Raw genomic sequence first — 14,252 nt, forward strand, 5'->3', positions numbered from 1 at the left:
ACATGCACTATTGTACCAAATTGGCCTGTGTGTTGCAATAATAAATCGGATAAATTTATGATTTGCACACTTTTCATATTATACAGGGGTTGAGCCTATAAATCAAGCCTTCCCTGAAGATGATGTATAGCAGTCTTTCTAACGATACGAATAAATTCATCCGGCTCTTCAATATGCGGGGAATGAGCAGATTCTTTAAAGATGAACCATTCTTTTATTGGAGCTTTTAATTGATCAACATATGGTTTTGATACAGCAGCTGGTGTAATCATGTCATGTTCCCCAATGATAAAGTAGCACGGTATTAATATAGAAGAAACTCGGTATTGAATCCTCTCATTCATCAGCTCATCCCACAGTTTGACTTGGCTATACTTCTGCCCTTTAAGGAATTTCCACTTGTCTTTCAGCTGATAATGCTTACTACGGAGAAAAGCATGCGCCATTTGAAAAAGCGGCTTCCACCTATGCGTGAGTCCCACTTTTGCAATCTCTTTATATAGAGAGAACAAAGCATGAGCAGAGGTTCGTTTCCATGGAGGTGGTGTAAGTAATTGCAGACAACGTGTGAAGAGTCGATTGCGATGGTATTTTTTGAGAAGAAGTTCATACGACACAATATCTTCTTTTAATACATCGACCACCTGACTAATTCCATAGTACGCATGATACAGGTCAGGACGTTTATGTACTGCTTGTATGCCTATTAATGATCCCCATGAATAACCTGCAATGTATACCTTCGTTTTGCCAGTATAGGAGAGCAGTTTTTCTGTGAGCTCAATCGTATCCTCTACAAATTGCTGTATGGTCATCGACGAATCAGAAATATTTTTTTGATAAGACAGTCCTGCACCACGTTGATCCCAATGCACGACGGTAAAATCTTGATCAAGTTCCTTATGAAAGGAATCAATATAACTGATTTGAGCTGAGCCGGGCCCACCGTGTAAAAATAATAGAACGGGCTTTGTTTTTGAATGATCCTCTTTTATCATAATCCATTGCTCAAGCCCGCCAATCATCCATTTTTTTAAATTTGTCTTCGCCATTCCAGTGATCCTCTCGGTTCCATTTAGATTCTATAGCTTATAGTAGCCGTTCTGCTCTGGAAAAGCAAAAAAAGAGACCCTTTTGCAAGGAGTCTCTTTTATAAGTTTATTACTTAATGATAGTAGAAACGACGCCAGAACCTACAGTACGTCCACCCTCACGGATAGAGAAACGAGTTCCTTCTTCGATAGCGATAGTAGAGATAAGTTCAACTTCCATCTCAGTGTTATCGCCAGGCATTACCATTTCAGTACCTTCTGGAAGATGTACGATACCAGTTACGTCAGTTGTACGGAAGTAGAACTGCGGACGGTAGTTAGTGAAGAATGGAGTATGACGTCCACCTTCTTCTTTAGAAAGTACATAAACTTCAGCTTTGAAACGGCTATGTGGAGTGATTGTACCTGGTTTAGCAAGTACTTGACCACGTTGGATTTCTTCACGAGATACACCACGAAGTAGTGCACCAATGTTGTCACCAGCTTCAGCATAGTCAAGAAGCTTACGGAACATTTCAACACCTGTAACAGTTGTTTTACCGTTTTCTTCTTGAAGACCGATGATTTCAACTTCGTCACCGACTTTAACTTGTCCACGCTCAACACGACCAGTAGCAACTGTTCCACGACCAGTGATTGAGAATACGTCCTCAACTGGCATCATGAATGGCTTATCAGTGTCACGCTCTGGAGTTGGGATGTACTCATCAACCGCATCCATAAGTTCGAGGATTTTCGCTTCGTACTCAGCATCTCCTTCAAGAGCTTTAAGAGCAGAACCTTTGATAACTGGTACATCGTCACCAGGGAAGTCATAGTCAGAAAGAAGGTCACGAACTTCCATTTCAACAAGTTCAAGTAGTTCTTCATCGTCAACCATGTCACATTTGTTAAGGAATACTACGATGTAAGGAACACCTACGTTACGAGAAAGTAGGATGTGCTCACGAGTTTGTGGCATTGGACCGTCAGCAGCAGATACTACTAAGATCGCGCCGTCCATTTGAGCAGCACCAGTGATCATGTTTTTAACGTAGTCAGCGTGTCCCGGGCAGTCTACGTGTGCATAGTGACGAGAATCAGTTTCATACTCAACGTGTGCAGTTGAGATTGTGATTCCACGCTCGCGCTCTTCTGGAGCACCATCGATTTGGTCATAAGCCATAGCCGTACCTTTACCAGATTTCTTATGAAGAACTGTTGAGATAGCAGCAGTTAGAGTTGTTTTACCATGGTCAACGTGTCCAATTGTACCAATGTTAGCATGCGATTTGGAACGGTCGAATTTTTCTTTAGCCATTCTAAAAATCCTCCTTAAAGGTTCATTGTATTTGGTATAAGTGATAGAAAGTGAAAAGTTACCTCTCACTTTCTGATCTTCAATAGTAGTTATACTTTAGTTTAAAGGCAAAATCAATTATTCACCTTTATTTTTTTTGATGATTTCTTCACTGATGCTCTTAGGCACTTCTTCGTAGTGATCCATGTGCATAGTGAAAGTACCGCGTCCTTGTGTGTTAGAACGGAGTGCAGTTGCATATCCGAACATTTCAGAAAGTGGAACCATCGCGCGAACAACTTGAGCGTTACCGCGTGCTTCCATACCTTCTACACGTCCACGACGAGATGTGATATCACCCATGATGTCTCCCATGTATTCTTCTGGGATAACGACTTCTACTTTCATCATTGGCTCAAGTAGAACTGGGTTACATTTGCTGGCAGCATTTTTCAATGCCATAGATGCAGCAATTTTGAACGCCATTTCGTTAGAGTCAACATCGTGGTAAGATCCATCAAATAATTTTGCTTTGATGTCGATTAATGGGAATCCAGCTAATACACCATTTTCAAGTGAATCTTCAAGACCTGCTTGAATAGCTGGGATGTATTCACGAGGAACAACCCCACCGACGATTGCATTTTCAAATTCAAAGCCTGCGCCTTCTTCGTTTGGTTCGAATTCGATCCAAACGTGTCCGAACTGACCGCGTCCACCAGACTGACGTACGAATTTACCTTCAACTTTTGCACCAGTACGGAATGTTTCACGGTACGCAACTTGAGGAGCTCCTACGTTAGCTTCAACCTTGAACTCACGCTTCATACGGTCAACAATGATATCAAGGTGAAGCTCACCCATACCAGAGATGATCGTTTGACCAGTTTCAGGGTTTGTTTGTGTACGGAATGTTGGATCCTCTTCAGCTAGTTTAGCTAAAGCGATACTCATTTTATCTTGGTCAGCCTTAGATTTAGGCTCGATTGCTACATCGATAACTGGCTCTGGGAATTCCATAGACTCAAGGATAACGAGATTTTTCTCGTCACAAAGAGTATCACCAGTAGATGTATCTTTAAGACCTACAGCTGCTGCGATATCCCCTGCGTATACAGTAGAGATTTCTTCACGGCTGTTTGCGTGCATTTGAAGGATACGTCCAACACGCTCACGCTTGTTCTTAGAAGAGTTCTTCACGTATGAACCAGAATCAAGTGTTCCAGAGTATACGCGGAAGAATGTTAGTTTCCCAACATAAGGGTCAGTCATAACTTTAAATGCAAGTGCAGAGAATGGTGCGTCGTCAGAAGACTCACGTACTACCTCTTCATTTGTATCTGGCAGGATACCTTTGATTGCAGCAACATCAGTTGGTGCAGGAAGGTAGTCAAGCACAGCGTCAAGTACAAGCTGAACACCTTTGTTTTTGAAAGCAGATCCAACAAGAACTGGGAAGAATTCAACATTCAACGTTCCTTTACGGATGGCAGCTTTCAATTCAGGAATTGTAATTTCTTCACCCTCAAGGTATTTTTCCATAAGCTCTTCATCAAGCTCAGCGACAGCTTCAATTAGGCTGTTGCGAAGCTCTTCAGCTTTGTCTTTATACTCAGCAGGGATTTCTTTCGCATCAGAGCGAGTTCCAAGGTCATCTTCGTAGAAGTATGCTACGTTTTCTACAAGGTCGATGATTCCTTCGAATTGATCTTCAGCACCGATCGGCAATTGAATTGCATGAGCGTTCGCTTGAAGACGATCTCTTAATGTACCTACAGAGTAAAGGAAGTCCGCACCTGTTTTATCCATTTTGTTAACGAATACGATACGAGGTACTCCGTAAGTTGTTGCTTGGCGCCAAACTGTTTCAGTTTGTGGCTCTACACCTGATTGTGCATCAAGAACAGCAACCGCACCATCAAGTACACGTAAAGAACGTTCAACTTCAACAGTGAAGTCTACGTGTCCTGGTGTATCAATGATGTTTACACGGTAACCTTTCCATTGTGCTGTAGTAGCAGCAGAAGTGATTGTAATACCACGTTCTTGCTCCTGCTCCATCCAGTCCATTTGTGAAGCTCCTTCGTGAGTTTCACCAATTTTATGGATACGACCAGTGTAGTACAAGATACGCTCAGTCGTTGTCGTTTTACCGGCATCAATGTGCGCCATGATACCAATATTACGAGTTTTGTCTAAGGAGAACTCTCTTGCCATTGGGTAATTTCTCCTTCCTTATTAGGGAATAGTTTTTTTAGTTTGGTATAAATCCTACCAGCGGTAGTGAGCGAATGCTTTGTTCGCTTCTGCCATTTTGTGTGTATCTTCACGTTTCTTAACAGCAGCACCAGTGTTGTTAGCTGCGTCAAGGATTTCGTTAGCAAGACGCTCTTCCATCGTTTTTTCTCCACGAAGACGAGCGTAGTTTACTAACCAACGAAGACCTAAAGTTGTACGACGGTCTGGGCGAACTTCTACAGGAACTTGGTAGTTAGCTCCACCTACACGACGTGCTTTAACTTCAAGAACTGGCATGATGTTTTTCAAGGCTTGTTCGAAAACCTCCATCGCTTCATTACCAGTACGTTCTTTGATGATATCAAATGACTTGTAGAGGATTGTTTGAGCTTTTCCTCTTTTACCGTCGATCATCATTTTGTTGATCAAACGAGATACAAGTTTAGAATTGTAAATTGGATCTGGCAAAACGTCTCTTTTTGCTACAGGACCTTTACGTGGCATCTGAATAGCCTCCCTTCTCTTTTAAAAGGATTTCTATCTGTCTTTCATCTCAGTTTCATTGTCAGTTAATAGACTCCACTGATCTGACATCAACTTCTAAAAACCCTTATGTTTGTTTATATTATTTGCTTTGTTTAGGGCGTTTTGTTCCGTATTTAGAACGTCCTTGCATACGACCGTCAACTCCGGCAGTATCAAGCGCACCACGAACGATGTGGTAACGTACACCCGGTAAGTCTTTTACACGTCCGCCACGGATAAGTACTACACTGTGCTCTTGTAGGTTGTGTCCGATACCAGGAATGTAAGCTGTTACTTCAATCAGGTTAGATAAACGTACACGAGCATATTTACGTAGTGCTGAGTTTGGTTTCTTCGGTGTCATTGTACCGACACGAGTACAAACCCCGCGCTTCTGTGGAGATGTTACGTTAGTGTGCTCTTTTTTGAAACTGTTGTATCCTTTGTTAAGTGCAGGAGACTTTGAGTTTTCAACTTTACTCACGCGTCCTTTGCGTACTAGCTGATTAATTGTAGGCATGTTGTTATTCCTCCCTTCATTACTTTTTTTATAACCCACATACCCAGGTGGTTCATCAAAAGGCAAAAAACAATGCTTTTGCATTTTAGGCATGCAAAAACAAAACAAGTACGTTATAACATAATGGCAACAGCTGCTGCCCCAACTTCAATTCCGCAGGCTTTGCCGAGCTTTTTCATGGAATCTACCACTAAAATGTCTACACCCTTCTCTTGCGCTAGTTTTATTACACCAGCTGTTAAAGCAGGATCAGCATCTTTCGCTACGACAATTTCCTTCACCGAATCTCGTTTTAGAGCTTTTACTGTTTGCTTCGTACCAATAATAATGGATTGAGCCTGTGATACTTTATCATAAGACATCGAATATCCTCCAAAGTAACAGGTTTTATTTTGAGCACCTTGGTTATATTATCATCATGGCAGAAGGATGTCAATATCGTATAACAGATAATCTTGACATCCTTCACCATTTTTTGATGATTTTTATAGAAATCTTAAGAGAAAGATTACTCTACAGGAACCATGTCGTCAGACGGTTGCACTTGCGAAACCGGCTTAACTTTACGGTAGTTTGGCATTCCCGTTCCAGCAGGAACAAGTTTACCGATGATAACATTCTCTTTCAAGCCAAGCAGTTCATCACGTTTTCCTTTAATCGCCGCATCTGTTAGGACACGAGTCGTTTCTTGGAAGGATGCCGCAGACAAGAATGAGTCTGTTTCAAGCGATGCTTTTGTAATACCAAGAAGAACTGGACGGCCTGTTGCAGGACGTTTGCCTTCAAATAGTACCTTTTTGTTCGCTTCAGTGAATTGGTGTACATCAAGAAGTGTGCCTGGCAATACGTCTGTATCCCCTGCATCAGCGACACGCACTTTACGAAGCATTTGGCGAACCATTACCTCTACGTGCTTATCTCCAATTTCTACCCCTTGCATACGGTATACCTTTTGTACTTCATGAAGCAGATATTCTTGAACAGCTGTCATGTCAGTCACTTTAAGAAGTTCTTTCGGATCGATTGAGCCTTCTGTCAGTACTTGACCACGAGTGACTTTGTCACCTTCAACAACTTTCAGACGTGCATTGTAAGGAGCTGTGTAAGAACGAGTTTCAACTTCGCCTTGAACCACAATTTCCTGCTGCTTGTCACGAACATCGTTAATTTCAGCAACGACACCATCAATTTCAGAGATGGTTGCCTGCCCTTTCGGATTACGCGCTTCAAATAGCTCTTGGATACGAGGTAAACCTTGTGTGATATCGTCTCCTGCTACCCCACCAGTATGGAACGTACGCATTGTAAGCTGTGTTCCAGGTTCACCGATTGATTGTGCAGCGATGATTCCAACTGCTTCACCAACTTCAACGTCAGTACCAGTTGCAAGGTTACGGCCGTAGCATCGTTTACATACACCATGAGGCGTGTTACATGTAAATGCAGAACGAATCCATACTTCCTCGATACCTGCTTCGACTATTTCAAGTGCTTTATCTTCATCAATTAGTTCGTTTTCGCCAACAATGACTTCGCCCGTTTCAGGATGAACAATTGGTTTTCTTGCAAAACGTCCGATGAGACGTTCTTCAAGTTTCTCAATAATTTCATTTCCTTCTTTAATGGACTTCGCCAAGATTCCGCGGTCTGTACCGCAATCTGTTTCACGGATAATGACATCCTGTGCAACGTCAACGAGACGACGCGTGAGGTAACCTGAGTCAGCTGTTTTAAGGGCTGTATCGGCAAGACCTTTACGCGCTCCGTGAGTGGAAATAAAGTATTCCAATACGGTTAAACCTTCACGGAAACTAGATTTAATCGGAAGTTCAATGATACGTCCAGCCGGGTTGGCCATCAGACCACGCATACCAGCCAGCTGAGTGAAGTTAGATGCGTTACCACGCGCTCCAGAGTCACTCATCATGTAGATCGGGTTGACTTCATCAAGGGACTTCATCAGTTTACCTTGGATGACATCTTTAGAAGAACTCCAGATTGAAATTACTCTCTCATAACGCTCTTCTTCTGTAATCAAACCACGTCTGAATTGCTTCATGACGTTATCTACTTTCGCTTGTGCTTCTTCAAGGATTTGCTGTTTATCATCTAATACGACGATATCAGATACACCAACCGTAATACCGGCTTTAGTAGAATATTTGAAACCGAGATTTTTCATGCGGTCAAGCATTTTAGATGTCTCAGTGATATGAAATCTCTTAAAGATTTCCGCAATGATTTTTCCTAAAATACCTTTTTTGAACGGCGCATTGATTTCTTGCTTCTCGATCGCAGCTTTGACATCCTCACCTTTTTCAAGGAAGAAACGATCAGGCGTTTTTTCTTCAATATTGCTCTTAGTCGGCTCATTCATGTATGGGAATGATTCCGGTAAAATTTCGTTAAAGATCAGTTTTCCAACTGTTGTAATCAACAATTTAGAACGCTGTTCATCAGTGAATGTGACATTCTTCAACGAGCTAGCTGCAACAGCTACACGTGTATGAAGATGTACATATCCATTTTGATAGGCTAGAAGGGCTTCGTCAGTATCTTTGAAGACCATACCTTCTCCGATAGCACCTTTACGCTCAAGTGTGAGGTAGTAGTTACCAAGCACCATATCCTGAGATGGCGTAACAACAGGTTTTCCATCTTTCGGGTTCAAAATGTTTTGAGCAGCAAGCATTAAGATACGAGCTTCAGCTTGAGCTTCAGCAGATAATGGTACGTGAACCGCCATTTGGTCACCGTCAAAGTCAGCGTTGTAGGCTGTACATACAAGTGGATGCAGACGAATTGCGCGGCCTTCCACAAGTGTAGGTTCAAACGCTTGAATACCAAGTCTGTGAAGAGTTGGTGCGCGGTTTAGTAAGACTGGATGCTCACGAATCACTGATTCTAAAACATCCCAAACTTCCGGCTGCACGCGCTCAATCTTACGCTTCGCACTCTTAATGTTGTGAGCTAATCCTTTTTCAACAAGCTCCTTCATCACGAATGGTTTAAATAATTCAAGAGCCATTTCTTTCGGAAGTCCACACTGATACATTTTCAAATGTGGTCCTACGACGATAACGGAACGTCCAGAATAGTCAACACGTTTACCAAGCAAGTTTTGACGGAAACGTCCTTGTTTCCCTTTCAGCATGTGAGAAAGAGATTTCAATGGTCTATTTCCTGGTCCTGTTACTGGTCGGCCTCTACGTCCATTATCAATCAAGGCATCGACAGCTTCTTGAAGCATACGCTTCTCGTTCTGTACGATGATGCTTGGCGCGCCAAGATCTAATAAACGCTTCAGACGATTGTTACGGTTAATGACACGACGATAAAGGTCGTTCAGGTCAGAAGTAGCAAAACGTCCACCATCAAGCTGAACCATTGGACGTAATTCTGGTGGAATCACCGGAAGTACATCAAGGATCATCCAAGATGGCTTATTTCCTGAGTTACGGAAGGCTTCCAACACTTCAAGGCGTTTGATCGCACGTGTACGACGCTGTCCTTGAGCTGTTTTCAGCTCTTCTTTGAGTGTATCTACTTCTTTCACAAGATCAATGTCTTGAAGAAGTTTGTTAATCGCTTCTGCGCCCATAGCTGCTTGGAACGTATTACCGTATTTATCTAAATAAGCACGGAATTCTTTCTCAGAAAGAAGTTGTTTCTTCTCAAGCGGAGTGTTGCCCGGATCTGTCACGACGTAAGAAGCGAAGTAAATCACTTCTTCTAACGCACGTGGTGACATATCAAGAACAAGACCCATACGGCTTGGGATACCTTTGAAATACCAAATGTGGGAAACTGGGGCAGCCAGTTCAATATGCCCCATTCTCTCACGACGGACTTTTGCCCGTGTTACTTCTACACCACAACGGTCACATACAACACCCTTATAACGAACGCGTTTATACTTTCCACAATGACATTCCCAGTCTTTTTGCGGTCCGAAGATACGTTCACAAAAGAGACCATCTTTTTCAGGTTTCAGTGTACGATAGTTAATCGTTTCAGGCTTTTTCACTTCACCAAAAGACCAAGAACGGATTTTATCAGGTGATGCGAGACCGATGTTCATATACTCAAAATTGTTCACATCTAGCAAGGGGCCTACCTCCCTTTTAATCTTCGGGTTATACCCTAGTCACTTGCTCTAATCGTTTCTGCTATTCTTTTGTGACTGCGTCACGTTCAAGATCGACAGGTGCGAGGTCTGCAGCATCTTCGTCATTAGATAACGCTAATCCGTCTGCTTTCTTCGTTTCCTCATCGTCTTCTAAATCTCTCATTTCTATCTCTTCTTCATCGCCAGATAGGATTTTCACATCCATACCTAAACTTTGAAGTTCTTTAATTAATACTTTGAATGATTCAGGGACACCTGGTTCAGGTACGTTATCCCCTTTGACGATGGCTTCGTATGTTTTCACACGACCCACAACGTCATCCGATTTAACAGTTAAGATCTCTTGAAGTGTGTATGCTGCACCGTAAGCTTCAAGTGCCCATACTTCCATCTCTCCGAAACGCTGTCCGCCAAACTGTGCTTTACCACCAAGTGGCTGCTGCGTAACAAGTGAGTATGGTCCAGTTGAACGTGCGTGAAGTTTATCGTCAACCATGTGAGCCAGTTTGATCATATACATGATTCCGACAGATACACGGTTGTCGAATGGTTCACCAGTTCGACCATCATAAAGGACTGTTTTCGCATCACGGGACATACCTGCTTCTTCAAGCGTTTCCCACACATCTTCCTCACGAGCACCATCAAATACTGGTGACGCAATGTGGATGCCTAGGTAACGTGCAGCCATACCCATATGAAGCTCAAGTACCTGACCGATATTCATACGAGATGGTACCCCTAGAGGGTTTAACATGATATCAATCGGTGTTCCATCTGGAAGATACGGCATATCTTCTTCTGGAAGGATTTTAGAGATAACCCCTTTGTTACCATGTCGTCCGGCCATTTTGTCACCTTCAGAAATTTTACGTTTCTGAACGATGTATACGCGGACTAACTGGTTTACACCTGGAGGTAATTCATCTCCATCTTCACGGTTAAAGACTTTGACATCGTGAATGATTCCGCCGCCGCCGTGTGGTACACGTAGAGACGTATCACGCACTTCACGAGCCTTTTCACCGAAGATTGCATGTAATAGACGTTCTTCAGCTGTCAGTTCTGTTACACCTTTAGGCGTTACTTTCCCTACAAGAAGGTCTCCGTCTTTTACTTCTGCACCAATACGGATAATTCCACGTTCGTCAAGGTTGCGTAAAGCATCTTCCCCAACGTTTGGAATATCACGCGTAATTTCTTCTGGTCCAAGCTTTGTATCACGAGCTTCTGATTCATATTCTTCAATATGAATAGACGTGTAGACGTCATCTTTTACAAGGCGCTCACTCATAATGATCGCATCCTCATAGTTGTAACCGTCCCAAGTCATGAAGCCGACCATGACGTTACGCCCTAGAGCCAATTCACCTTTTTCCATAGAAGGACCGTCTGCAAGGATTTCTCCTTTCACGACTTCATCTCCAACACTTACGATTGGACGCTGGTTGTAGCAAGTCCCTTGGTTAGAGCGGACAAATTTCAGCAAGCTGTATTTGTCTAGGTTTCCTTTGACTTTTTGTCCGTCAACATCTTCATAGCGGCGAACCCAAATATTCTTCGCTTCAACACGTTCTACAACACCTGGGTAACGGCAGATAACAGCAGCACCAGAGTCTTTACCTGATACATACTCCATACCTGTACCAACAATCGGTGATTCCGGCTGCATCAAAGGCACAGCCTGACGTTGCATGTTCGCTCCCATTAGAGCACGGTTAGAGTCATCGTTTTCTAAGAATGGGATACATGCTGTCGCTGCAGAAACAACCTGCTTAGGCGAAACGTCCATGTAGTCAACGCGGTTTCGAGGCACAACGGTGTTTTCCCCTCTGAAACGAGCGATAATGTTATCATCGATAAACGAACCATCTTCAGCTAACTGAGCGTTCGCTTGTGCTACAACGTAGTTATCCTCTTCATCAGCAGTTAAGTAATCAATTCTCGGTGTCACTTTACCTGTTTCAGGGTCAACCCGGCGGTAAGGTGTTTCAATAAAGCCAAAACGATTCACTTTCGCAAATGAAGATAGAGAGTTGATCAAACCAATGTTTGGACCCTCTGGTGTTTCAATTGGACACATACGGCCATAGTGAGAATAGTGAACGTCACGAACTTCCATTCCTGCACGCTCACGTGTCAAACCACCCGGTCCAAGCGCTGACAGACGACGTTTGTGCGTCAATTCAGCAAGCGGGTTTGTTTGATCCATGAACTGAGAAAGCTGAGAGCTACCAAAGAACTCTTTGATAGAAGCGATCACAGGACGAATGTTGATCAGCTGCTGAGGCGTGATCGTGTTTGTGTCTTGAATTGACATTCTTTCACGAACAACACGCTCCATTCTGCTTAAACCAATACGGAATTGGTTTTGCAGAAGCTCACCTACAGAACGCAGACGACGATTACCAAGGTGATCGATATCATCTGTGTCACCTACTCCATGAAGAAGGTTAAAGAAGTAGCTGATCGATGCAATGATGTCAGAAGGCGTGATATTTTTCACAGTTTCCTCTACATATGCATTTCCGATCACGTTGATCACTTGTTCGCCTTCTTGATCAGTCGGTGCATAAATCTTGATAGATTGAAGTTCTACTTCATCCTCTACTACGCCGCCATTCGGATATAGCTTTCTAAATCCGATGCCGTTTTCTAAGTATGGAAGAACTTTATCAAGCACTCTTCTATCTAAAATTTGACCTTTTTCTGCTAGGATTTCACCTGTTTCAGGATCAACTAGCGTTTCAGCCAATTTTTGATTGAATAGTCTATTTTTAATATGAAGCTTCTTATTAATCTTGTAGCGTCCAACATTTGCTAGGTCATATCTCTTCGGATCAAAGAAGCGCGAGTCTAGCAAGCTTTTCGCATTTTCAACAGTTGGCGGCTCTCCAGGACGAAGACGCTCGTAGATTTCGAGAAGTGCTTTATCAGCATTCTCTGTATTGTCTTTTTCCAACGTGTTGCGTAAGTATTCATTCTCGCCAATGAGGTCAAGAATCTCTTGATCAGAGCTAAAGCCGAGAGCACGCAAAAGAACCGTAACCGGCAACTTACGTGTGCGATCGATGCGTACATAGACTACATCCTTCGCATCAGTTTCGTATTCTAACCATGCGCCACGGTTTGGAATGACAGTCGCAGTAAAACCTTTTTTACCGTTTTTGTCTACTTTACCACTGAAATATACACTTGGAGAACGTACTAGCTGAGAAACGATTACACGTTCCGCACCGTTAATGATAAAAGTACCTGTGTCTGTCATGATTGGGAAATCACCCATAAACACATCTTGGTCTTTTACTTCTCCAGTTTCTTTGTTAATTAAACGAACTTTTACTCTTAGTGGAGCAGAGTAAGTTACATCACGTTCTTTTGATTCTGCTACAGGATACTTAGGTTCCCCTAGGCTGTAATCAATGAATTCAAGAGAAAGGTTACCAGTAAAATCCTCAATTGGGGATATATCTTGAAACATCTCTCTAAGACCCTCATCAAGAAACCACTGATAAGAAGAGGTTTGAATTTCAATGAGATTTGGTAATTCTAACACTTCGCTTATGCGTGCGTAGCTTCTGCGCTGGCGGTGTCGTCCATACTGAACTAGTTGACCTGTCAACTGATTCACCCCTCAAATCATGCGTATTATATGTGTAAAAAGTATTTCTGTCTTTCAAATGTCAGTAAAGAAATACTTTTACAAGACAAAAGAAAAAAGGGTTTCTAAAATAAGAAAACCACATCCAAAAACAAATACCGATTTTATTAGTTTTCCCAAGTATGCATAATTTATACAAAATAGTTATTTTTTAAGCCTATCAAGCAAAATATACACATTGGCATTTTATAATGTTAACACAGCTAGGAAACTGCGTCAAACTTTTTTAGCTTTGATAATATAGTAGCCCTTTTTTTTCAATACAATTTCGACTTCTCCAAAAAGCTGTTCTAATTTCTCAATCGCAGATGGTCCACCTTGCTTTTTTTGAATAACCACCCACAACTCACCTTCCGGCAATAAATGATCAGCACTTTTTTCAAAGATCGCATGTACAACTTTTTTCCCTGCCCGTATTGGGGGATTGGTCAGTATAGAGGCAAAAGCAGCTGATGAATGAACATTCGAGAACAAATCACTTTGATAGATGCGGACATTATCAATGCGATTATGTTTAGCGTTTTCCTTTGAAAGTTCGACTGCTCTTTCGTTCACATCAATCATATGAATGGTGCGGCCTGTCATTTCGTTTGCTAACGATAGCCCGATCGGTCCATAACCGCAACCGACATCTAAGACATCGCCATCCAAGTCAGGTTCTTCAAAAGCTTCAATTAAAAGCCTTGAACCATAGTCGACTTCTTTCTTAGAAAACACTCCACTGTCACTTGTAAAAGTAAAGGTACGGTTTCTCAAGGTGAAGTCCCATGTCTGTTTATCGCTTTTCACTGATGGCTTTTCCGTATAATAGTGGTCACTCATGGTGAATGGACCTCCTCTGGATTCAA

The 14,252-nt window shown here is 42.4% G+C and carries 9 protein-coding genes; all 9 read right to left on the minus strand.

The genetic code is table 11. From position 1 onward, the window contains the following. Positions 1–95: 95 nt before the first annotated feature. Positions 96–1,052: an alpha/beta fold hydrolase gene (locus BK049_RS07510; protein WP_071168230.1), complete on the minus strand. Its 957-nt coding sequence runs from the start codon at positions 1,050–1,052 to the stop codon at positions 96–98. A 109-nt stretch (positions 1,053–1,161) separates the two neighbouring features. Continuing rightward, positions 1,162–2,352 carry an elongation factor Tu gene (gene tuf / locus BK049_RS07515; protein ID WP_008356525.1) on the minus strand — a complete coding sequence of 397 codons (1,191 nt, stop codon included), beginning with the start codon at positions 2,350–2,352 and terminating at the stop codon, positions 1,162–1,164. Between the two features lie 117 nt (positions 2,353–2,469). Beyond that, on the minus strand, positions 2,470–4,548 hold the full coding sequence (gene fusA, locus BK049_RS07520; RefSeq protein ID WP_008356523.1) for an elongation factor G: 2,079 nt from the start codon (positions 4,546–4,548) through the stop codon (positions 2,470–2,472). Between the two features lie 54 nt (positions 4,549–4,602). Next, a complete protein-coding gene (rpsG, locus tag BK049_RS07525) occupies positions 4,603–5,073 on the minus strand; it encodes a 30S ribosomal protein S7 (RefSeq protein WP_008356520.1) in 471 nt (156 codons plus the stop codon). 121 nt (positions 5,074–5,194) lie between these two features. Beyond that, the gene (rpsL, locus tag BK049_RS07530) at positions 5,195–5,614 is read right to left on the minus strand and encodes a 30S ribosomal protein S12 (RefSeq protein WP_008356518.1); all 420 of its coding nucleotides are present in this window, start codon (positions 5,612–5,614) and stop codon (positions 5,195–5,197) included. 113 nt (positions 5,615–5,727) lie between these two features. Then, entirely contained in the window at positions 5,728–5,976 is a 249-nt protein-coding gene (locus tag BK049_RS07535; RefSeq protein WP_008356515.1) for a 50S ribosomal protein L7ae-like protein, read from the minus strand. Positions 5,977–6,122: 146 nt separating this feature from the next. Next, positions 6,123–9,722 carry a DNA-directed RNA polymerase subunit beta' gene (rpoC, locus tag BK049_RS07540; RefSeq protein ID WP_008356513.1) on the minus strand — a complete coding sequence of 1,200 codons (3,600 nt, stop codon included), beginning with the start codon at positions 9,720–9,722 and terminating at the stop codon, positions 6,123–6,125. Between the two features lie 61 nt (positions 9,723–9,783). Then, positions 9,784–13,365 (minus strand): DNA-directed RNA polymerase subunit beta, encoded by a 3,582-nt coding sequence (rpoB, locus tag BK049_RS07545; protein WP_008356511.1) that lies wholly within the window; start codon positions 13,363–13,365, stop codon positions 9,784–9,786. Positions 13,366–13,620: 255 nt separating this feature from the next. Beyond that, positions 13,621–14,226, minus strand: coding sequence for a class I SAM-dependent methyltransferase (locus BK049_RS07550; protein ID WP_008356509.1), 606 nt, complete (start codon positions 14,224–14,226; stop codon positions 13,621–13,623). Positions 14,227–14,252 lie beyond the last annotated feature (26 nt).

This window comes from Bacillus xiamenensis (assembly GCF_001857925.1).
Lineage (GTDB): Bacteria > Bacillota > Bacilli > Bacillales > Bacillaceae > Bacillus > Bacillus xiamenensis.